Origin of the sequence: Streptomyces sp. NPDC093221 (assembly GCF_044753885.1) — a bacterium.
In the GTDB taxonomy this organism is placed as follows: Bacteria; Actinomycetota; Actinomycetes; order Streptomycetales; family Streptomycetaceae; genus Actinacidiphila.
The window spans coordinates 238,689-260,601 of the sequence record NZ_JBIVOA010000002.1 but is presented as its reverse complement, the minus strand read 5'-3'; the positions used below and the strand labels follow the sequence as shown (position 1 = coordinate 260,601).

Sequence of the window (21,913 nt, the reverse complement as noted above, 5' to 3'; positions counted from 1 at the left end):
GCTGGTGAACGTAGCGATCGGGCTGGTGACGAGCCTCCTGGGCCTCGGCTTCGGCTGGCTGTGGGAGCGGGGCAGGCGGTCCCGCGCACTGAATAGAAAGGCTGCCTTCTTCGGCGTCCGCCCCGGCGAAACCTGCCTCATCGTGCTCAGCAACAAGCACAACGCCCCCGGGACCGCACAGCACCGGGACGTGCGGGCGGTCATCGAACTGGCCATGCTCGCCGGTGAGCTGGGCTGCCGGGTGACCGTCGAGTCCGGAGAGTTCCGCGGCAGCAACGCCGACCGCACGGAATTCTGTGTCGGCGGACCGATCGGCGACTCGAACATCCGCACCGGCGGCCATCTGGCCGCCCACCTGCCGGGCGTGACCATCCACCCCTACAACGGCGGGCCCGACTCGGTGGCCATCGAGGTCGGAGGTGACCGCTTCCTCTTCGACCGCGGCAATCAGGAGTACGCCCTCGTCGCCAAGTTCACGCCTGCGGAGTCCAGCCGCCCCGTGCTGCTGATATGCGGCCAGACCTCCGCGGCGAACCAGGCGGCCATCAACTTCCTGCGGCGCGAGTACGACCGGCTCGGCAGGACCCTCGTCTCGGTGGACCGCTACTGCATCGTGATCAAGGCATCGCACCTCACGACATACGGAATCCACCGGGCCGCGCTGGAACGGGACGTCTCGGCCACGGCCTTCGGACACGAATGAACGCCCGGCGCGAAGCCGGACGTTCACTCGTCGGGCGGGCGGACCGGCCTTGCGGCCCCTCCCCTTGTCCGCTCAGATGCCCGTGTAGGTGAGGGAGGGATCTTCCTCCTGGAGCGAGACGACGAATCGGCGCATCTTGCGGTTCGCAAGGATGCGCAGGGCGCGCACGTTGCCTTCGGCTTCGAGCCGGATCTTCCGGCATTCCCCCCGGTCCCAGATGAGGAGGTGGACCGACAACCGCTCGGTGCTCTCTCCCCGGCTCACGAGCTCGGCCGTCAGTGCGAGGTCCGGCATATCGGTGTGGTGGATGCCGAGCGGTGAACCACCGCTCTCCGTGAACGTCGTGGCGATTCCGGTGTTGTTCTCCCCGAACCAGTTCGCTCGCATATCCGTGCGGAACAAGGCCGCTGCGTCCTCCACGGAGGCCGTGGTGGATATATCCACCGGCTGCTTGGTCATCTGCTCAACTCCCCGATGTGAACCCCGTGGTGCCGTGGGGGCGGTGCTCTTGTGCGGGAACTGCGTTCCGCCACGACCTTCTCACTGAAACGGAACCGCGGTGGGTTTTGTTGCACGGTTTCCGGAAGTACGGGAGCGGTTACCGTGACGTGCGGCGTTTTCGGTCGGCCGGTCAGAGGCTCGGCGCGGAGAAGGGAATGAACGGCATGAGCTCGTCGGCGACCCAATGGGCCGGGACTTGTAATGCCTCGCCGATCCGCAGATAGAGTTCGTACTGCGTCGCGGCGCCGAACCAGTCGAACCGGCAACCGGCCGGATCGCGGCCCCGACCGCATGCCTCGACCACCGCCACGCAGCCGTCCTGGACATCGGCCCTGGCGTACACGGTCTCGGCGTGAGGTCCGGCCGACATCCGGGCGACCGGGCGCAGTTCCCCTGTTGCCAGCGGTGGGAGAGCCGCCCCCGGCGCCGGGGGCGGTCGGCCGACGAGCCAAGGCTCGTCGGGTCCCCGGTGCAGTCGCCAGAACTCGCGATCCCCTGCGGACAGGCGGTTGCCGGGTACCCCGCGAGCTCGGAAGAACTCCAGCGCGTCCATCCGCAAGGCGTCGTAGCAGGGATGCGCGAAGTCCGGGCCGAGCAGGTTCCAGACCGTCCTGGCCGCTCCGAAGAGCGCGAAGCCGCCTGCCGGTATGACGGCCGCGGCCAGTTGAGTGGTGAACCGGTCACTGTCGGACTGGGCGAATTCCAGAAACGGCGCCTGTAGTTCGCTCCACACCAGATCAGCGCCGAATTCGATCCCCGTGGCATCGAATTCGAAACGGCCGAACCGCTCCATCCGCAGAACGACATCGGCCGGGAGCCGTGAGGAGCCTGTGGCGTCCGAAGCGACTTTCATGATCCCTCCCTGCTTCGACCGTGCCGTCCACGGCGACGTGGGCCGCGAACCGGTCCGCGTGTCCGGTCGATACGTGTCCGGCGGCAGTACGTGTCTAGCAACGGACGGAGAATGGGCACAATGGTTCTCCGGCGTACCCGGACGATCTCCGGAGAACTCCGCACGGCACCGGCACCGGCCGCCGGGCGCTCCCAGGCCACCGGGCGTTGTGCCAGACTCGGCGGTGGCAGCAGGCGGCGAAAGGGAGTTCGGGGCATGGGCCGTCCGCAAAAGGAACTGCCTCCCGACGGTTCGCCCGTCACGCTGTTCGCGTTCTGGCTGCGAGATCTGCGTCGGACCGCGGGACTGACCTTCGACCAACTCTCCCGTCACACCGGGTACGGTCGCACCACCATGACCGACGCGCTCCGCGGGGACTCGCACCCGACGCTCCCGGTGACGATGGCGATCGTCGGCGCCTGCGGCGGCGACATCGACAAGTGGGGCGCGTTCTGGGCCGAGGTGCACCGCGCCCTGGACAAGGACGCCGTGCCCGGGACTGTCATCGTCTCGCCGCCCCCCTGGACCCCGTCGATCGCGGGCGGGGCGCACGGCGAACTCTGTCCGAGCGGCTGCGCCCGTACCGATCCGCACGGCTGGTACACCGAGTCGGTCGAGACCCGGCTGCGCCTGGACACCGTGACACCCGAGGCGGTGGAGCGGCGGGTCATCGTCGCCACCTGCGACGGCCTCGCCGAGATCCCGGTCGCGTTCAGCGTGCCGCGCCGCACCGACGACGAGGCCGACGGCCACGGTCTGGAGGTCTCTGTCCTCGACGGCGGCCGCCTCGATCTGCCCGAACACCCCTACGAGAGCTTCTTCCAACAGCGGCTGATCCTCCCGACCCCGCTGCGCACAGGTGCCCGCCACACGTACACGCTCCGGCTGCGCATCCCCCAGGACCAGCCGATGGCACCGCACTTCGTCCATGTCCCGCTGACCCGCAGCGAACGCTTCAGCCTGCGGGTGCGCTTCGCCCCCGGACGTCCGCCGCTGTCCGTCTGGCAGTTGAGCCGAGTCCCGACCGCCGTCATCTACCAGCGAGCGCCGGGGACATCCCTCCTGCGCCCCGACCGGCAGGGCACGGTGGCAGTGGAGTTCGACGCGATGCGGGTGGGATACGGCTACGGACTGTGCTGGCAGGACGGACCCGCCCCTGCCGCACCCGAGCCCGACCCCGAAGTGCCACCCGGCTACTGAGAGATCGGCGCGTCCGGCAGTTTGGCGCTGATCCGGGCCGCGTCCGGGTGGTGCAGGGTCCGCAGCACATCGAGCGCTTCGCGTCGCAGCGCGTACGCGTCGCGGTCGTGGCCGAGCGCGGCGTGCGCGTCCGCCAAATGATCGAGGGCGTGCGCCTCGCGGTAGCGGTCGCCCACCGCCCGGTCGAGAGCCAGGGACCGCTCGTAGGTGCCGATCGCCGCCGCGTGCCGGCCCGAACTCTGCTCGGCCCGCCCGGTGGTGAGCAGGATCGCCGCCTGGCCGTCCAGATGGCCGAGTTCCGCGTACAGGTCGAACGCCCGGCGGCCGTGTACCAGCGCCGCCGCGTGGTCCCCCGAGCGTTCCTGCTCCTGGGCCAGGGCGCTGAGGCCATCTGCCAGCGGCAGCGGATCCGCGGTCCGCTCGGCCATCGCCAGCGCGAGCCGGGCCTGCGGGAGCGCCCGCCGGTGGTCGCCGCGCGCGGCGTACACCCGCACCAGGGACAGCCGCACCTGGCGCGCGCCGTCGTCATCACCCAGCCGGCGGCATTCGCGCAGCGCCTCGTAGAGCAGCGACAGGGCTTCGTCGGACCGGTCGAGGCGGGAGAGGGCGTCCGCCAGCCGGCGGGTGGCCGACGCCCAGGCCCGGCGGTCTCCGGCCTTCGCGGCCGCGTCCCGGGCGATTTCGTGCACCAGACCGCGCTGGAACCGCCGCCCCGAGCGACGCAGATAGACCGCGCACGCCTGGGCGAGGCGCCAGGTGTACGACTCCAGCCCCTCGCTCCGCGCGGCCAGCGCGATCACCGCCTGTAGCGTGCCCAACTCGGCCTCGAACCACGCCATGGCCGCCGCGTGATTCTCAACGGGCGGTTCGGTGCCAGTCGGCTCGACCGGAGCGCGCCGCCACGGTTCGAGGCGGCGGTCCGCCAGTCGCGCGGCACTCAGATAGTGCCGCAGCAGCCGCTCGACGGCGGTGGCGCGCTCGGCGGCCGGGCCGTCGTCCGCCAACTCCTTCGCGTACAGCCGCAACAGGTCGTGCAGTACATACCGGCCCGGCGCGTACTGCCGCACCAGATGGGCGGCGGTGAGCGCGTCGAGCAGTTCGTCCGGCGGCGCCTGTTCGCCGAGCAGCGCCGCGCACGCGGTCGCGTCGAGGTCAGGGCCGGGGTGGCAGCCGAGCAGCCGGAACAGCCGCGCCACGGGCGGTGGCAGCAGGGCGTACGAACCCTGGAAGACCGACCGCAGGTTGACGTCCGCGTCCTTGAGCTCCAGGATGCCCAGCCGCGCGTTGGCCTGCCGGAGCCGTGCGACGAAAAGACCGATCGAGCCCTTGGGCTCCAGCGCCGCCCTCGCGCCGGCAACGCTCAGGGCCAAGGGCAACCGGGCGCACAGGTCCACGAGTTCGTCAGCGGCCCGTGGTTCGTCCGCCAGCCGGTCGGCTCCGATCTGCCCTTCCACCAGGGCCCGGGCGGCATACCGCGGCAGCACGTCCAGGGTGACCCGGAACGCCCCGTCCCGTACCACCAGTCCGTCGAGGCGGTTGCGGCTGGTGACGATCACCAGCGATCCCGGCCCGCCCGGCAGCAGCGGGCGAACCTGATCGGCCGAGCGCGCGTTGTCGAGCACCACCACCACCCGACGGCCCGCCAGCACGGTACGCAACAGACCGGCGGCGGCGGTCACCCTGGCCGGGATCGCGTCGGGCGTCACGCCCAGCGACTGCAACAGGTCGTGCAGCGCTTCCGCGGGGGACATGGGCACTCCCGAGTCGAAGCCCCGCAGATTCAGGTGGAGTTGACCGTCGGGAAAGTGCTCCTCCACCCGGCGTGCCCAGTGCAGCGCCAGGGATGTCTTGCCGACTCCCGCAGTGCCCTCGATGCTGGTGATCACCACCGGCCGGACCGCCGCGACCGGATCCGGCTCCAGTAGCCCGTCAAGCCGCCGCAGTTCGGGCTCCCGGCCGACGAAATTCCGCAGAGACGGGGGAAGTTGGTGGGGCACGCGGGAGGACGGTGGCGGACCGCTCGTGCCGACGGTCGCTCTGGCCGCGGCGGGGCGGAGCCTCCGGGCCGCTTCGGCGCGGTCCCGGAGCGTGCTCAGCCGACCGGCTTCCGGGCCGCCGACGCCGAGTGCGACCAGCAGTTCATCGAAGACGCCCACCCCCGCGAGCGTCGTCCCGTTGAGGTAGGCGTACAGACTGCTCGGCGAGACGTTCAGCCGTCTGGCCAGTTCGGCCCGGTCCAACGCGCGGCCGAGCCGCTTCTCGGCGCGGACCACGGCATGGGCCAACTCGACGGCCAGCCGCTGCCTGAGCGCCGACGGGTCCTCATCCGTCGCCGGGGTCCGATCCCCTGCCACCGCTTTCCCTCCGTACCGGCCCTACGCCTTGGCGGACGTGGCTGACGTGCACACCCGTACGGCGTGCCCGCCGCGTGTCTCGTACCCGGATCGTGACGCATACGACCCGTGCGGATTCGTACCGCGCCTCCAGACTTGTCCAGTGTCTTCCAGAGCGGCCGGGAGTGCTGATGATCCGCGTGTTCCGGTGGGGTCCGACACCGGCGGCGCGCTGTTCGCCGGGCCGGCCCGGGAGGACGACAGCCATGCAGACTCACTGAGGACACACACCGGAAGACCCCGGCACGACCGTCGGTTCAGGACTCCTGGGGCCGGCCGTCCACCTCCGCGCACCGCAGCACGTGGGCGGCGGCCGTGCCCCACGTCACTCTTTCAGCCATCGCCTTGCGCAGGCGGGCGGCCCGGGCGAAGGCGCTCGGCCGGTCGAACATCACCGAGTTGATGGCCCGTTCCCACGCGGCGGCGTCCGCCGCCAGCCGCTTCTCATAACCGTCCACGTCAACGACGACCTGCTCCGCCTCCGCGGGCAGGATCTCGCGAAGCAGCATGCCCAGCCCGCTGCGGCCGCTCACAAGAACCGGCACCCCGGCCACGATCGCCTCGAGCGCCACCAGACCGAACGCCTCGGCTCGGGACGGCATCAGCACCAGACTGGCCCGCCGCACATCCCTGCGGATCTTCTCCTGGTCTTCTGTATAGGTCCGCACCTTGACGTCGATGGCCGGATGGCCGATCAAGTCCTTCGCGTACTCGCTCAGGCTGCGGGAGGTGTCCTCGGGCGCGCCGCGGACCAGCAGTTCCCAGTGTCCGGGCCCGGACCTCGGCGGTACCGCTTTCTCCAGTGCCCGGCAGGCGATGTCCAGCCCCTTCAACTGCGCATCCTTCAGGCGCCCCATGAACAGGATCTGCGTCCGACCGGAGCGCGGTCCGTCCACCGGGTCGGGCTCGCCGTCGAATCCGGGGTCGATGCGCTGTATCGGGGGCAGGTCCCGGTATCCCGGCAGACCTCGCTCCCGTTCCAGCAGTTCCTCGAGGCGCGGTCCCACCGGCATGATGCGGGCGGCACCTCGGCACAGGTCGAACTCCAACTCCGTGAGGGCCTCGGCGCGGGCACCCACGTCGTCACCCTCGTCTTCCTTGGACCATTCCGCCTGGTCCGGCTCGACATGGAGGAAGTGCAGCCGCCGCGCCCCCCTGAAATGGTCCTCCGCCTGTGCCTGCGCCGCAGGTCCGCTGACCCTGCCGTGCCCGATGACGAGGTCCGGCACGACTCCCTCCGGCAATTCGGCGCGACGCATCAGCGACTGCCGCCCGGTACGGCCCGGCCGGGCCGCGGCGAGCAGACGCACCCCGTGCTCCTCCGCGTCGGCCTGTTCCTTGGCGGTGAAATTCTCCACCAGCACGTGGACTTCGGCGCCCGCCGCCGTCAGCGCCAGGCACAGCCCTCGGTTGAACGCCGTCAGGCCGCCGTGCGCGGGAAACCACTCGTCGGTCACCGCGAGCACCCGCACGGGGCAGCCGTCCGGCCGCGTCGGCGCCGTCGCCGCGACCGGCGCCAACTCCGCCGACGGTTCCGATTCGTCGTTGTCCGGCGGCGGTTGCCGTGCGCCCTGACGCTCGGCGGTTGCCGTTACGGGCAGGCTGTCGGTCGTCTCCACGCGCGTGATGCCGTCCTCAAGAAGTTGGACGAACCAGTCGACGACCTCGCGGTCGTCGTCCAGCACGTCGGTGTCGGTCACATCGCCGCCGTGTGCCTCGCGGCTCCGACGCAGGGCCAGTCGCGCGTTGGTCCACGTGACGTCCACGGTGTGCCGGAGGGCGCGCAGTGCCCGCGCCGGATCGCCGAGCGGCAGTTCGCCGATCCCGCCGCCGTAGGGGAGCCGTACCAAGGCCCGCAGACCCGTGTCGCCGCCGTCGATGGCGGAGAGCCTTTTGTGGACCCGCAGTTGATGCCGGACAGCGGCCATATGCATCAGGTAGCTGACGAACGGCGGCATCTCGGCACTGCTGTCGGCCGACCACGCCCAGGCACCGAGGAAGGCGTCCTGCTCCGGATGCCCGAGCAGGAGGAGCCGGCGCAGGTACCGGTCGTCGTCCTCGCGTTCCGGTTCCAGCAGGTCCAGCCCGCCGACCGCCCCGCCCGGCTGCTTGCCGACCAGCAGCACCACGGCGCCCAGGCAGCTGGCGTCGAGCGGGCCGAGCACGTCGGCGGCCCGCTGCTCCAACTCCGGCCAGGCACGGTCCTCGCGCGCCCCGAGCAGCAGCGACAGATTCAGTACGGCACCGTGACGTCGCACGATCGCCTGGTCGAGGCCCCCGGGCGACTGGACGGCAGCCACCGTCACCGAGCCGTGCAGCGCCGCGTCCGGCAGCACCTCCGGGATCTCGGTGGGTGCCGTCGCCCACACCGGCTGGTTCGCGCCCTGGAGGGCACGGAAGCGCTGCCACATCACGCGGACTGCGGTCGGCCAGACGTCGGCATGCGGCGCGTCGAGCGGCACGAAGACGTGGGCCACGACTTCCTGTTCCGTCACGGCGAGTTCGTGCACTCGGTCGTTCGCCCCCGGGCTGCGTGCCGTACTCACTACGGTAAGTCCCCGCATTCTACTGACGGTTCGGCCGTGTCGAGGATCTCTCGGGCTACGTGCTCAACTGCTGTCGACCGTATCGGTGTTCAGCACCACAAGCGTGGCGGCCGACGCCGGTACGAACAAGGACACCGACCCGGCCGGACTGAACCTGGTCACGACCACCGCCTACGACGTTCAGGGCCGCGTCATCAAGGCCACCCTGCCCAAGTCCACGGGCACCGACGCGGGGGCCACCGTCACGACCTACTGTTCCGCTGTGGCGGGGGGGCTTCGGCATGATCGAATCCACGATTCCGTGGCCCGCTGTCAAGGCTATTGCCTACGCGCTCCGTTGGGGGCTGTGGGCAGTCACGGCCAAGGCATCCCACGCGGCAGTGCGAGCACGCTGTGTCACCTTCGTCACAGATCTCCCCACCGGATTCTGGCGAACCAACGAACGGAAGTGCTGATCGATGCCTAGACCTGTCCGGATCACTATCCCGGCGCTTATCGCCCTATTGCTCGCGGCCGTAATGATCGAAGCGATAAGCCACTCTTCGTGGCCCATTGTAGCCCTCATGGGCGTCGGTATAGGCTTTATGGTCATCGATATCGTAAGAGCGCTGCGGGACAACCGTCACGGGTAGGAACTCGCGACGAGCGCTGTCGCGTCAAGCAGCCGCACAACTCGTCCCCCCTTGGGGAACACAGCCCGCTAGGTCCTCCCTTCAGGGAGGGCCTAGCAAACCCCATTCCCGAGGGCAGCGCCAACGCCTGCGAAAGATCTTCCGTGTGGCACCCTTGGGCGTGCGGATTTCCGCAGGGTCGGTGACATTCCTTGTCGTGATGCGCTCGGCCAGTGGCGACCTCCTGGGTCGCTCGTCTATTGCCCTGTTCTTTGGTGCTCGGGTTTCGCACCGTGATGCGCTGCCTCAACGGCCGAGCCCGTGCGTGCCTACGCGGAGTCAGGGACTCTCCACTCTGTCGGAGGGACTTCCCGGGGACTTTCGCTGTGCAAACCGGGAAGGCTCCGACAGCGCCGAAAGACGGGAAACCCCAGCTCAGGCGCTAAAAGCTCAGCACTCGATGACGTTGACCGCGAGGCCGCCCCGCGCGGTTTCCTTGTATTTGACCTTCATGTCGGCGCCGGTCTCCTTCATGGTCTTGATGACCTTGTCGAGGGAGACGTGGTGGCGGCCGTCGCCGCGCATGGCCATGCGGGCGGCGGTGACGGCCTTGACGGCGGCCATGCCGTTGCGCTCGATGCAGGGGATCTGGACGAGGCCGCCGACCGGGTCGCAGGTGAGGCCGAGGTTGTGTTCCATGCCGATCTCGGCGGCGTTCTCGACCTGTTCCGTGGAGCCGCCGAGGATCTCGGCGAGGCCGCCGGCCGCCATCGAGCAGGCCGAGCCGACCTCGCCCTGGCAGCCGACCTCGGCGCCGGAGATGGAGGCGTTCTCCTTGAAGAGCATGCCGATCGCGCCCGCCGCCAGCAGGTAGCGCACGACGGCGTCCTCTTGGTCGACGGCGCCGGCGGTCGGCGCCGCGACGAAGTTCAGGTAGTAGTGCAGGACGGCCGGGATGATGCCCGCGGCGCCGTTGGTGGGGGCGGTCACGACCCGGCCGCCCGCCGCGTTCTCCTCGTTGACGGCCATCGCGTAGAGGGTGACCCACTCCATCGCGTGCGCGGCCGGATCGCCCTCGGCGCGCAGCTGGCGCGCCGACTGCGCCGCGCGGCGGCGGACCTTCAGGCCGCCCGGGAGGATGCCCTCACGGGACATCCCGCGCCGCACGCAGGACTCCATCACCCGCCAGATGTCGAGCAGCCCGGCGCGGATCTCCTCCTCCGTACGCCACGCCTTCTCGTTCTCCATCATCAGCGCCGAGATCGACAGCCCCGTCTCGCGTGAGAGCCGCAGCAGCTCGTCCCCGGTGCGGAAGGGGTGCCGCAGCACCGTGTCGTCCAGCTTGATCCGGTCCTCGCCGACCGCGTCCTCGTCCACGACGAAGCCGCCGCCCACCGAGTAGTACGTCTTCTCCAGCAGCGGGGCGCCGTCCGCGTCGTACGCGAACAGCGTCATCCCGTTGGCGTGGTACGGCAGCGACCTGCGCCGGTGCAGCACGATCTGCGTCTGCGGGTCGAAGGCGATCTCGTGCGCCCCGAGCAGGCTCAGCCTGCCCGCCGCGCGCACCGCCGCGACCTCGTCGTCCGCCGTCTCCACGTCCACCGTCCGCGGCGAGTGGCCCGCGAGCCCCAGCAGCACCGCCTTCGGCGTCCCGTGCCCGTGGCCCGTCGCCCCCAGCGACCCGAAGAGCTCCGCCCGGACCGACACGGTGTGCGCCAGCAGTCCCTCGTTCTTCAGCCGGTGCACGAAGATGCCCGCGGCACGCATCGGGCCCACGGTGTGCGAGCTGCTGGGGCCGATGCCCACGGAGAAGAGGTCGAATACGGATATTGCCATGAGGACTCCAGATCTCGAAGGGGCACGGCCCCTTCACGGTTCCTCCGCGGAGGAGGGTTCCCCAGGGGCGCGGGGAACTGCGCGACCAGCCCCCACCGGCGGGCGGTCCGGCGACAACCGGACTGCCCGCCGGGGCGGGTGGTGACCTGCGGGAGCGCTCCGGCTGAGCACGCGGTTCCTCCGCCGGCCTCCGGCCGGGAGGTGCCCCCCTCGCCCCTACGGGGCTACGCGTAGAGCGGGTGCTTGCGGGTCAGGGCGGCGACCCTGTCCCGGAGAGCCGCGGCATCGTAACTCGGCTTGAGGGCCGCCGCGATGACCTCCGCCACCTCCCGGAAGTCCTCCGCGTCGAAGCCCCGCGTGGCCAGCGCGGGCGTGCCGATGCGCAGCCCCGAGGTGACCATGGGCGGCCGGGGGTCGTTGGGGATCGCGTTGCGGTTGACGGTGATGCCGACCGAGTGGAGGCGGTCCTCGGCCTGCTGGCCGTCGAGCGCGGAGTCGCGGAGGTCGACCAGCACCAGGTGGACGTCGGTGCCGCCGGACAGGACGGAGACGCCGACCTCGGTGAGGTCGTCCCGTACCAGCCGCTCGGCGAGGATCTTGGCGCCCTGGAGCGTACGCGCCTGCCGGTCCTTGAACTCGTCGGTGGCGGCGGCCTTGAAGGCGACCGCCTTTCCGGCGATCACGTGCTCCAGCGGGCCGCCCTGCTGACCGGGGAAGACCGCCGAGTTGATCTTCTTGGCCAGCTCGGCCTTGGAGAGGATCACACCGCCGCGCGGGCCGCCGAGCGTCTTGTGGGTCGTGGTGGTGACCACGTCCGCGTACGGCACGGGGGAGGGGTGCAGACCGGCCGCGACCAGGCCCGCGAAGTGCGCCATGTCGACCATCAGGTACGCGCCGACCTCGTCCGCGATCCGGCGGAACTCGGCGAAGTCGAGCTGGCGCGGATACGCCGACCAGCCCGCGATGACGAGCTGCGGCCGGTGCTCCCTGGCCAGCTTCTCGACCTCGGCCATGTCGACCAGACCGGTGTGCTCGTCGACGTGGTAGGCCGCGACCTTGTACAGCTTGCCGGAGAAGTTGATCTTCATACCGTGGGTCAGGTGGCCGCCGTGCGCCAGGTCGAGGCCCAGGATGGTGTCGCCCGGCTTGATCAGGGCGGTCATCGCGGCGGCGTTCGCGGACGCGCCGGAGTGCGGCTGCACGTTCGCGGCCTCGGCGCCGAACAGCGCCTTGACGCGGTCGATCGCGAGCTGCTCGATCACGTCGACGTGCTCGCAGCCGCCGTAGTAGCGGCGGCCCGGGTAGCCCTCGGCGTACTTGTTGGTCAGCACGGAGCCCTGGGCCTCGAGGACCGCGACCGGCGCGAAGTTCTCCGACGCGATCATTTCGAGGGTGGACTGCTGGCGGTGGAGTTCGGCGTCGACCGCGGCGGCGACGTCCGGGTCGAACTCGTGCAGGGACTGGTTCTGCAGCGACATGAGATCTTCCTGGTCAGAAGGTCGGTGAATACCGGGGGCCGGCGAACGGCCGGTGACGGCGGGCCCGGCGGCAAGCGAGCCCGCGATGACGGCGGGCCCGGCGGGAAGCGAGCCCGCGATGACAGCCGGGGGCCGGCCCGCCGTGAAGGCCGGGGGACCGGCCCGTGACGGAGGCCGGAAGGTCAGCCCGCGATGAAGGCGTCGTACTCGGCGGCGGACAGCAGCTCGTCGGTCGCCTGCGGTTCACGCACCTTGAACAGCCAGCCGTCCGCGAAGGGCGAGGAGTTGATCAGGGCCGGGTCGTCCACGACGTCCTGGTTGATCTCCGTGACCTCGCCGGTGACCGGCGAGTACAGGTCGCTGACGGACTTGGTGGACTCCAGCTCACCACAGGTCTCACCCGCCGTGACGGCGTCGCCCACCGCGGGAAGCTGCACGAACACGACGTCGCCGAGCGCGTCGGCGGCGTGCGAGGTGATCCCGACGGTGACGCCCTCGGCCTCGGGGGCCGACAGCCACTCGTGTTCCTTGGTGTACCGAAGATTCTGGGGGTTGATGCTCATGACGGAATTCTCCCGGATGCGAAGGGGTGCCCGCGCGCGGGGACGGCGCGGTCGGTCGGCTCGACGGACAGGTCCGGTACCGGCCGGACAGGCCCGGTACCAGGTGGCGGTACGAGCGTGTCAGCGCTCACGCTTGTAGAACGGCAGCGCCACGACCCGGTGCGGCTCACGGGTGCCGCGGATGTCGACCGCGACCCCTTCCGTACCGGGCGCGGCATGCGCGGCGTCCACGTACGCCATCGCGATGGGCACGCCCAGCGTCGGGGACGGCGCGCCCGAGGTGACCTCGCCGACCACGGCGCCCGAGGCGTCGGTCACCGCGTACCCCGCGCGCGGCACCCGGCGGCCCTCGGCGATCAGCCCGACCAGCTTGCGCGGCGGGGTGGCCGCCGCCTTCTCCGCCGCGGCCTCCAGCGCCGCCCGGCCCACGAAGTCGCCCGCCTTGTCGAACTTCACGACCCGGCCGAGCCCCGCGTCGAACGGCGTCAGCGCGGTGGTCAGCTCGTGCCCGTACAGCGGCATGCCCGCCTCCAGGCGCAGCGTGTCCCGGCAGGACAGGCCGCACGGTACGAGCCCGGCCGCGGCCCCGGCCTCGGTGAGCGCCTGCCACAGCCGCTCGGCGTCGGCGGGCGCCACGAACAGCTCGAAGCCGTCCTCGCCGGTGTAACCGGTACGGGCGATCAGGGCGGGCACCCCGGCGACCGTGCCGGGCAGGCCCGCGTAGTACTTCAGCCCGTCCAGGTCCGCGTCCGTGACCGACTTCAGGATGCCGGGGGACTCCGGACCCTGGACGGCGAGCAGCGCGTACGCGTCCCGGTCGTCGCGTACGGCGGCGCCCGCGAAACCGGCCGCGCGCTCGGTGACGGCGTCCAGCACCACCTGGGCGTTGGAGGCGTTGGCGACGATCATGAACTCCTGCTCGGCGAGCCGGTACACGATCAGGTCGTCCAGGATGCCGCCGTCGGGCGCGCAGATCATCGTGTAGCGGGCCCTGCCGACCGCGAGCGCCGACAGGTGGCCGACCAGCGCGTGGTCGAGGGCCTCGCCCGCCTGCGGTCCCGTGACGGTGATCTCGCCCATGTGGGAGAGGTCGAAGAGTCCGGCGCGGGTGCGGACGGCGGTGTGCTCGTCGCGCTCGCTGCCGTACCGCAGCGGCATGTCCCAGCCCGCGAAGTCGGTCATGGTCGCGCCGAGCGCGCGGTGCGACGCGTCGAGGGCGGTGTGGCGCGGGGAGGTCGGTGGCTGGCTCATCGGAGGGCTCCCAGAGGGGTGACGGCACGGGACGGACAGGGCGGGCCGGGGCATGCTCGCCCCGGGTCTCCCCATCTGTCATCGGAACCTGAGAGGTTCACCGTGACCCTCGCGGGTCCCGGTTTGCACCTTGGGTGGGGCCGCTCCCCGTCAAGGGAGCCGCCCGCTTTTCAGATCTGCCTCGCCCGCGCGGTATCTGTGCCTGAGAGATTCAAGGGAGGGCTTGCTCCTTCGGCGCCCGGCCCGGTGAGGGGACGGAACTCTCCCGCGCGGCCTCCAACGGCCGGTATGCAAGTTGTGCCGCCAATCATTGCACGCCAGCCGCTAGGGTTTCCGGGCAGGACAGTGGCACATGGGCGGACAAGGGTGGACATGGAGATTCCGGCACCGTACACGGCACCGTACATATGGCCGGCCAACGAGCTGGAAGAGGTGCTCACCGCGAGCCTCGGCAACCCCTCGGCCGCCCCCCGGCTGCTGGAGGTGCTGGGGCGCTCCCATGTCTGGGTGCCGCTGCCGAACGGCGGGGCGCCGGACGCGCCGGGGCTCGACCTGCCCACCGTCGAACTGGAGGGCGCGACCTATGTGCCGGTCTTCAGCTCCGAGCAGCAGTTCCGGCAGGCCGCCGACGGCATGGCCTGCACCGTCGCGCCCGTCCACGAATTCGCCCGCGGCCTGCCGCCGCTGGTCGGCATCGCCCTGAACCCCGGCGGCGCCGTCGGAGTGCCGCTGCCGCCCGCCGCCGTCGCCGAGCTGTGCCGCGGCGGCGCCGCCGAACGGTACGAGCAGGACGGCACGCCCGGCCGTACGGTCGGCGCCCGCGTACGGCTGTGGGAACCGGACCACGACGACGAGCCGGTGGACTTCCTCGCCACCGCCGCGGGGGAGTTCGCCGTCACCCCGGTCGTGCTGTCCGCCCGCCGCGCGCTGGCCGCCGTGGAGGAGGAGCCGCCCGCGCTCTTCGTCGGGGTCGAGCTGGACCGCTGGCAGGACGTGGACCGCGCCGCGGCCATGGACGCCATCGGCCGCGCCCTCGGCGCCGCGCCGCTGCCCTGGCCCGTCCACCTGATTCTGCTGGACGTCGCACAGGACCCGGTCGCGGACTGGATGCTGGAGACCGTACGGCCGTTCTTCACGCGGGACTGAACCGGACCAAACCGGACTCATCGGGACCGAACGGGACCGACCGGCGGGAGGCCGTACGGCATGGGTGGGGATCCAGGACGTGACCTGGTTTGATGGCGGGCGGCGCACAGGTGTGCGCCGGGCAGACCGAACGAGGGGAAGGGGCGGTCCCACGTGATCGCGGGCGCGCAAGGCGGTGCGGCGGCGGCCGGCCATGTGGAGCAGATGCTGCTCCAGGTGGCGCCCGGTCGCTTCGACGCATACGAGAACCTGCTCGCGTCGCTGGCCGAGGGCCAGGTGTGGATGCTGCTCTGGCACGGCACGCCCGGTTCGGCCGATGCCCAGTACGGCAACCTCCGGATCGGCGGTCACGGCTATGCGCCGTGCGTCACCTCGCCGCGTGAGCTGGCCGCCAGCGGCTGGACCCGGGAGTACGAGGTCGTCTCGGGGCGCGACATCGCCCTGACCCTCTTCCCCGACCGCTGGGGCCTCTGGCTCAACCCGCACGCGCCGGGCGGCGGGGTCGGGGTGCCCTGGCTCGACCTGCGCCGGATCGCCGCCGGGCTCGACCTGCTGCCCGCCGGGCCGCTCCAGATCGGCGAACCCTCGCTACAGATTCCGCAGTTCTACGCTCTGCTCGCGCAGGCCGCGCACCGCACGCCCGCCGTGCGCGCCCTCCGGCGCGCCTGGGTCCAGCCCACCCTCGGCGAGCCCTATCTCGCCATCGGCGTCGAGGTCTACGACGACTCTCCGCAGTCCGTCGAGTCCGTCCGCCTCATGATGCAGCAGTCCGTGGCCGGTGTCCCCGACGGTCTGCCCGTCTCCACCGTCGCCATGGCCGACGCCTACGATCCTGTCGCCATGTGGATGCGCGCCAACGGGCAGCCCTTCTTCGACCGCGAAGCCTTCGCCGGCGGCCCGGCCTGGGGCCCGCGCTAGGGCCTGTCCGGCGGATCCCGAACGGCGATGAGCGACCCTCAGGCGCCGGAATCGTCCAGGGCGGCGGACATCAGGCCGAGCGGCGGACTGCCCAGGGCGAGCAGGGCGGCGTGGAATTCGGGCAAGGTGAAGGAAGCCTTCCGCTTGGCCCGCTCGCGCAGCCGCATGATCTCCAGCTTGCCCCAGGTGTACCGCCCGTAGGCCGCGTCGAAGGTGCCGCGCCGCGCCTCGGCGGAGGCCCCGGCCCGGGCGAGATGGGCGTCGCGCATGAAGAGCCGGGTCGCGTCCTCTATGGACAGCGCCCCGGTGTGCAGCCCGATGGAACACGTCAGCCGCGTCACGCGGACCAGCGCTTCGAGCGCGACCCCGATCGCGAAGCGCGGGTCCCGCGCCCGGAACCCCTCTTCGAGGCAGACCTCCTCGACGTAGTGCGCCCACCCCTCGGCGAAGGAGAGGCTGTGCAGGACCCGCCGCACCGGCGTCGCGGCCCGCCGCAGCGAGCGGCTGTGCGCGAAGTGCCCGGGAGCGACCTCGTGGACGGTGATCGACGGCAGGCTGGTGCGGCTGAAGACGGTCAGCCACTCCTCGCGCTCCTCGGCCGGCCAGTCCGGCTCCGGCGGAGTGACGTGGTACCAGGACGCGGCATCGGCCTCGGCGGGCGCGGCCCAGCTCATCATGGCCATGGCCCAGCGCCGGGAGGGCGGCGCGGGCCCGACGAGACAGTCCCCGTCCACGTACGGCGCGAGCTTGTGCGCGCGGGTGAAGGCGATCACCTCGTCGGTGAGCCTGGCCGCCTCGGGGATGACGCCGTCGGCGTCGGGGTGGTCGGCCATCAGCTCGGGGAGCAGCTCGTCCACCCGCCGGTGCCGGTCGTACGCGCGGCAGGAGTCGACCAGCAGCTCGGTGAGCCGGGCCCGCTCCCGGTCGGCCTCGACGGCGAGCGCCGACAGGTCGACGCTCAGGCCCTCCTGACTGCCCATCAGCGCGGCCAGCGCGTTGCCGCCGAGCCGGGGGTCGGGGTCGCCGTGCTCGGCGGCCCGCTCGATGTGCGCGACCAGCCGCCCGTGCGCGGCCAGCGCGGCGGCGGTGTCGGGGCTGTCCTCGGCGTCGAGCCCGGCGGCGAGTCCGCGTACGGCGCCCAGCAGCGCGTCCGCGACCGGCGCGCTCACCCGGTCGAGTGACGCCACCGCCGCGTCCACGGCCTCCGGCCAGCGCGCCAGATGCTTGCGGCGGGCCTTGGCGCGCTCCCGCCCGGAGGCGTACTCCCGGTCGTAGCAGGCGAGTTCGAGATTGGACAGATGCGGGTACGGGTCGCGCCTGTGCAGCTCCAGCTCCCCGTACTGCACGCGCAGCGCCTCCTCGAAGACCGTCAGGTGCCGGTCGTCGTGGGCGGACTCCAGCGGTCCCGCGGCGCGCTGTGCGCGGGCCATCGCGTCGAGGCCGCGACGGACGCCGTCCGGCGACAGGTCCTGGACGCGGCCGTCGTACTCGTGACGCCCCGCCATTTCCCGTACCACCGGCACCATCAGGTCGCATACCGCACGCAGCCGCTCGTTCACCACACGACCGTACCCCGAGGTACGCGTCGGTAACGGTCGATGAATCACCACATCACAGTTGCGCATCCCTTCGTGGTGAGGGCTGGCGGGTGATCGACACATCGCAGAAGAATCCAGCGGCAAGGGCCTCAGGCCCCCGTTGTCATCTGCACCACCTGCACCGCCTCGTACCAACAGCACTTTCTGCAGAGCCAGTTCATGCATCACGCAATTCATGAGACTCGCACCAGCAGCACGACTGATGAGTAAAGCCGCTACAGCGGCGGGCGCGCGCCGGTTACCCGCCGGCGAGAGGGGTCAGTCACACCATGACCGCACCGATTGAGACCACCCATGGGCAGGCCGAGGCACAGCCGGAAGCCATCCTCAGCGGGGTCGAGCGGAGCCAGATCGAGGGCCGGTCCCTCGGTCAGATCGCCTGGATGCGCTTCAAGCGCGACAAGGTGGCGGTGGCCGGCGGTGTCGTCGTCATCCTGCTGGTGCTGCTCGCGATCCTGGCCAAGCCGATCGAGCACGTCTTCGGCCTCGACCCGACCGCCTTCCACCAGGACCTCGTGGACCCCGTCCGCGTCGCCCCCAAGGGCCCCTTCGGCGGCATGAGCTGGGCCCACCCGCTGGGCATCGACCCGCAGTTCGGCCGTGACCTGCTGGCCCGGATCATCGAGGGCTCGTGGGTCTCGATGCTGGTGGCGACCGGCGCGACGATCCTGTCCAACATCATCGGCACCGTCCTCGGCGTCATCGCCGGGTACTACGGCGGCTGGGTCGACAGCCTGATCAGCCGTCTGATGGACACCTTCCTCGCCTTCCCGCTGCTGCTCTTCGCGATCTCGATCTCCGCCTCCCTCCAGGACGGCGCCTTCGGGATGAACGGGCTGCCGCTGCGGATCAGCGTGCTGATCTTCGTGATCGGCTTCTTCAACTGGCCCTACATGGGACGCATCGTGCGCGGCCAGACGCTGAGCCTGCGCGAACGCGAGTTCGTCGAAGCCGCCCGCAGCATGGGCGCCCGCGGCCCCTTCATCCTCTTCAAGGAACTGCTGCCCAACCTGGTCGCGCCGATCCTCGTCTACTCGACGCTGCTGATCCCGACCAACATCCTCTTCGAGGCCGCCCTGAGCTTCCTCGGCGTCGGCATCGCACCGCCCCAGGCCTCGTGGGGCGGCATGCTCAACGACGCCGTCGACCTCTTCTACGCCGACCCGCAGTACATGGTCGTCCCCGGCCTCGCGATCTTCATCACCGTCCTGGCCTTCAACCTGCTGGGCGACGGACTGCGCGACGCCCTCGACCCGCGCAGCAAGTGAACGGCCGCAGCACGCCACGCCGCACCGCCCGTACCGGGTACCAGCCCGCCCGTACCACCGCTGAAACCACGTATATCCATTCGATTTGGAGGCTTTCCTCGGCATGAACAGCAGAAAAGCGACAGCCGCGCTGGCGCTTGCCATGGCTCTGGCCCTGGGAGCATCCGCGTGCAGCAGTGACTCGAAGGACGACAAGGGCGGCAAGAACCCGAGCGGCGGCAGCAGCAAGTCCGCCTCCGGCTCCGACGCCGCGCTCACCTCCATCGTCAACAAGTCCGACAAGAAGGGGGGGACGGTCGTGATGGAGAACTCCGACGTGCCGGACTCCCTGGACATGGGCAACACGTACTACGGCTGGGTGCAGAACTTCTCCCGCCTCTACGCGCGTACCCTGCTCACCTTCAAGCCCGCCGCGGGCAAGGACGGCCTCACCGTCGTCCCCGACCTCGCCACCGGACTCGGCAAGGCCAGCCCGGACGCCAAGACCTGGACGTACACCATCCGGTCCGGCCTGAAGTACGAAGACGGCACGCCGATCACCACCAAGGACATCAAGTACGCGATCGAGCGCAGCAACTTCGCGCCCGAGGCGCTGTCCAACGGCCCGACGTACTTCAAGGCGTACCTCGCGGGCGGCGACAAGTACCAGGGTCCGTACAAGGACAAGAACCCCAACGGGCTCGCGTCCATCGAGACCCCGAACGACACCACGATCGTCTTCCACCTGGCGAAGCCCTTCGCGGACTTCGACTACCTGGCGACGTTCTCGCAGACGGCCCCCGTGCCGCAGGCGAAGGACGACGGCGCCGGTTACGTGAAGCACATCGTGTCGTCCGGCCCGTACAAGTTCTCCTCGTACACCGAGGGCGCGGGCGCCACGCTGGTCCGTAACCCGCAGTGGAGCCAGGCCACCGACCCGGTGCGCAACCCGCTGCCGGACAAGTACACGATCAAGTTCAAGGTCGACGCGGTCACCATCGACAACAACCTGCTGGCGGGCAACACCACGGTGGACTCCGGCGGTACCGGTGTCACCCCGCAGACCCAGGGCAAGGTGCTCGGCCCCAAGTACAAGGGCAGCACCGACGACTCGTACGCCGGCGCCACCGCGTACATGGCGATCAACTCCAAGGTCGCGCCGTTCGACAACATCGAGTGCCGCAAGGCCGTCGAGTACGCGATCGACAAGGTCTCGGTGCAGACCGCGATCGGCGGCAGCGTGAAGGGCGACATCGCCACCACGCTGCTCCCGCCGACCGTCAACGGCTACGCGAAGTTCGACCAGTACCCGACCGAGGGCAACAAGGGCGATGTGGCCAAGGCCAAGCAGGCCCTGAGCGCCTGCGGCAAGCCGGGCGGCTTCACCACCAACCTGACCGCCCGCTCGGACCGTCCGGCCGAGATGGCGCAGGCCACCGCGGTGCAGAACTCGCTCAAGCAGGTCGGCATCACCGCCAACATCAAGAGCTACCCGGCGGGCAAGTACTTCGCCAACTTCGCCGGTGTCCCGAGCTACGTGCACGAGCACCAGCTCGGCCTGATGATGATGGCGTGGGGCGCCGACTGGCCGACCGGCTACGGCTTCCTCGACCAGATCGTGGACGGCAGCGCCATCAAGCCCTCCGGCGGCAACAACCTGATGGAGCTGAACGACCCGGCCATCAACAAGGCGCTGTCGGACGCGATCGCCAACACCGACGCGGCCGCCCGTGAGAAGGCCTGGGGCGACATCGACAAGATGGTGCTCGACACCGCCACCGTCGTGCCGCTGATCTACCGCAAGAACCTGCTGTACCGCCCGGAGAGCGCCACGAATGTGACGATCACTCAGGCGTACCTGGGCATGTACGACTACCTGCTGCTCAGCTCCTCCAAGTAAGCGAGAGCACCGAACACCGGAAGGCAGGTGAAGGCATCGGCGTCCGCCGGGACCGGGGTTGACCCCCGGCCCGGCGGACCCGGCGCCGAACCGCTGTGACTGCGTACATCATTCGACGCGTGATCGCCGCGATAATCCTGGTGCTTGTCGTCAGCGCGGTCACTTTCGCGATCTTCTTCCTGGTCCCCAAGATCGGCGGCCAGAGCACGACCCAACTGGCCACCCAGTACGTGGGCAAGGACGCCAACCCCGAGTCGATCGCGGCGGTCAAGAAGAACCTCGGGCTGGACCTGCCGCTCTACCAGCAGTACTGGCACTTCATCAAGGCCATCGTCATGGGCGCGAACTACAAGTTCGGCCCGGACGCGGCGGTCTGCCACCGCCCCTGCTTCGGCTACTCCTTCAAGTCGCACGTCGAGGTGTGGCCGCAGATCAAGACCCGTATCCCGGTGACCTTCTCGCTGGCGATCGGCGCGGCCGTGATCTGGGTGGTCTCCGGTGTCGTCATCGGCGTCATCTCCGCGCTCAAGCGCGGCACGGTCTTCGACCGGATCTCCATGGGCGTGGCCCTGGCCGGTGTCTCACTGCCGATCTTCTTCACCGGCATGGTGCTGCTCGGCCTGTTCTCCTACAAGTGGACGATCTGGGACAACGTCGAGTACGTCGGGTTCACCACCGATCCCGCCCAATGGGCGTGGAATCTGATCCTGCCGTGGATCGCGCTGGCCTTCCTCTACTCCGCGCTGTACGCCCGCCTCACCAGAGCCGGGATGCTGGAGACGATGGGCGAGGACTACATCCGTACCGCGCGGGCCAAGGGCCTGCCGGAGCGGACGGTCGTCGGCAAGCACGCGCTGCGCGCGGCCCTGACCCCGATCGTCACCATCTTCGGCATGGACTTCGGCCTGCTGATCGGCGGCGCGATCATCACCGAACGCGTCTTCTCCTTCCAGGGAGTCGGCGCCTACGCCGTGCAGGGCGTCAAGGACAACGACCTGCCGATCGTGCTCGGCGTGACGATGGTCGCGGCCACCTTCATCGTCTTCTGCAACCTTGTGGTGGACCTGCTGTACGCCGCCATCGACCCCCGCGTGAGGTACTCGTGAGCACCACGGACGGCAGTGCCCCCG

At 70.4% G+C, this 21,913-nt stretch carries 16 protein-coding genes and 1 riboswitch; of the genes, 7 read left to right on the top strand and 9 right to left on the bottom strand.

The window, feature by feature from the left end; translation table 11 throughout:
* Nucleotides 1-4: 4 nt before the first annotated feature.
* The gene (locus tag ACIQCJ_RS07310) at nt 5-703 is read left to right on the top strand and encodes a hypothetical protein (protein WP_402710937.1); all 699 of its coding nucleotides are present in this window, start codon (nt 5-7) and stop codon (nt 701-703) included.
* A gap of 72 nt (nt 704-775) precedes the next feature.
* Here the strand turns inward: ACIQCJ_RS07310 and ACIQCJ_RS07305 are convergent, their stop codons facing one another.
* Nucleotides 776-1,162 (bottom strand): hypothetical protein, encoded by a 387-nt coding sequence (locus ACIQCJ_RS07305; RefSeq protein WP_355348019.1) that lies wholly within the window; start codon nt 1,160-1,162, stop codon nt 776-778.
* A 172-nt stretch (nt 1,163-1,334) separates the two neighbouring features.
* Nucleotides 1,335-1,997: a hypothetical protein gene (locus tag ACIQCJ_RS07300; protein WP_355348022.1), complete on the bottom strand. Its 663-nt coding sequence runs from the start codon at nt 1,995-1,997 to the stop codon at nt 1,335-1,337.
* Nucleotides 1,998-2,312: 315 nt separating this feature from the next.
* Between ACIQCJ_RS07300 and ACIQCJ_RS07295 the strand changes: the two genes are divergently transcribed.
* A complete protein-coding gene (locus tag ACIQCJ_RS07295; RefSeq protein WP_355348025.1) occupies nt 2,313-3,296 on the top strand; it encodes a helix-turn-helix transcriptional regulator in 984 nt (327 codons plus the stop codon).
* Here ACIQCJ_RS07295 and ACIQCJ_RS07290 read toward each other — a convergent pair.
* The 6 genes from ACIQCJ_RS07290 to gcvT form a co-directional block, all read right to left on the bottom strand.
* Entirely contained in the window at nt 3,290-5,650 is a 2,361-nt protein-coding gene (locus ACIQCJ_RS07290; RefSeq protein ID WP_402710936.1) for an ATP-binding protein, read from the bottom strand. The genes ACIQCJ_RS07295 and ACIQCJ_RS07290 overlap by 7 nt on opposite strands.
* Nucleotides 5,651-5,946: 296 nt before the next feature.
* A complete protein-coding gene (locus ACIQCJ_RS07285; RefSeq protein WP_402710935.1) occupies nt 5,947-8,184 on the bottom strand; it encodes a CATRA conflict system CASPASE/TPR repeat-associated protein in 2,238 nt (745 codons plus the stop codon).
* 1,112 nt (nt 8,185-9,296) lie between these two features.
* On the bottom strand, nt 9,297-10,682 hold the full coding sequence (locus ACIQCJ_RS07280; protein WP_355348034.1) for an L-serine ammonia-lyase: 1,386 nt from the start codon (nt 10,680-10,682) through the stop codon (nt 9,297-9,299).
* A 224-nt stretch (nt 10,683-10,906) separates the two neighbouring features.
* Nucleotides 10,907-12,160: a serine hydroxymethyltransferase gene (glyA, locus tag ACIQCJ_RS07275; protein ID WP_402710934.1), complete on the bottom strand. Its 1,254-nt coding sequence runs from the start codon at nt 12,158-12,160 to the stop codon at nt 10,907-10,909.
* Nucleotides 12,161-12,342: 182 nt separating this feature from the next.
* The gene (gene gcvH, locus ACIQCJ_RS07270; protein ID WP_355348040.1) at nt 12,343-12,723 is read right to left on the bottom strand and encodes a glycine cleavage system protein GcvH; all 381 of its coding nucleotides are present in this window, start codon (nt 12,721-12,723) and stop codon (nt 12,343-12,345) included.
* A 120-nt stretch (nt 12,724-12,843) separates the two neighbouring features.
* The gene (gene gcvT / locus ACIQCJ_RS07265) at nt 12,844-13,974 is read right to left on the bottom strand and encodes a glycine cleavage system aminomethyltransferase GcvT (RefSeq protein ID WP_355348043.1); all 1,131 of its coding nucleotides are present in this window, start codon (nt 13,972-13,974) and stop codon (nt 12,844-12,846) included.
* Between the two features lie 180 nt (nt 13,975-14,154).
* Nucleotides 14,155-14,252: riboswitch (glycine riboswitch) on the bottom strand.
* 94 nt (nt 14,253-14,346) lie between these two features.
* Here gcvT and ACIQCJ_RS07260 point away from each other — a divergent pair.
* Nucleotides 14,347-15,120, top strand: a complete 774-nt coding sequence (locus ACIQCJ_RS07260) for an enhanced serine sensitivity protein SseB (RefSeq protein ID WP_355348046.1) — start codon at nt 14,347-14,349, stop codon at nt 15,118-15,120.
* Nucleotides 15,121-15,324: 204 nt separating this feature from the next.
* Nucleotides 15,325-16,038, top strand: coding sequence for an enhanced serine sensitivity protein SseB C-terminal domain-containing protein (locus ACIQCJ_RS07255; RefSeq protein ID WP_355348163.1), 714 nt, complete (start codon nt 15,325-15,327; stop codon nt 16,036-16,038).
* A gap of 38 nt (nt 16,039-16,076) precedes the next feature.
* Here the strand turns inward: ACIQCJ_RS07255 and ACIQCJ_RS07250 are convergent, their stop codons facing one another.
* On the bottom strand, nt 16,077-17,597 hold the full coding sequence (locus ACIQCJ_RS07250; protein WP_391044737.1) for a DUF885 family protein: 1,521 nt from the start codon (nt 17,595-17,597) through the stop codon (nt 16,077-16,079).
* 308 nt (nt 17,598-17,905) lie between these two features.
* Between ACIQCJ_RS07250 and ACIQCJ_RS07245 the strand changes: the two genes are divergently transcribed.
* From ACIQCJ_RS07245 to ACIQCJ_RS07235, 3 genes are all read left to right on the top strand, one after another.
* A complete protein-coding gene (locus ACIQCJ_RS07245) occupies nt 17,906-18,904 on the top strand; it encodes an ABC transporter permease (RefSeq protein WP_188283044.1) in 999 nt (332 codons plus the stop codon).
* A 103-nt stretch (nt 18,905-19,007) separates the two neighbouring features.
* On the top strand, nt 19,008-20,783 hold the full coding sequence (locus ACIQCJ_RS07240; RefSeq protein ID WP_355348053.1) for an ABC transporter substrate-binding protein: 1,776 nt from the start codon (nt 19,008-19,010) through the stop codon (nt 20,781-20,783).
* Between the two features lie 95 nt (nt 20,784-20,878).
* Complete coding sequence (locus ACIQCJ_RS07235) at nt 20,879-21,889, top strand: ABC transporter permease (RefSeq protein WP_355348056.1); 1,011 nt, start codon at nt 20,879-20,881, stop codon at nt 21,887-21,889.
* Nucleotides 21,890-21,913 lie beyond the last annotated feature (24 nt).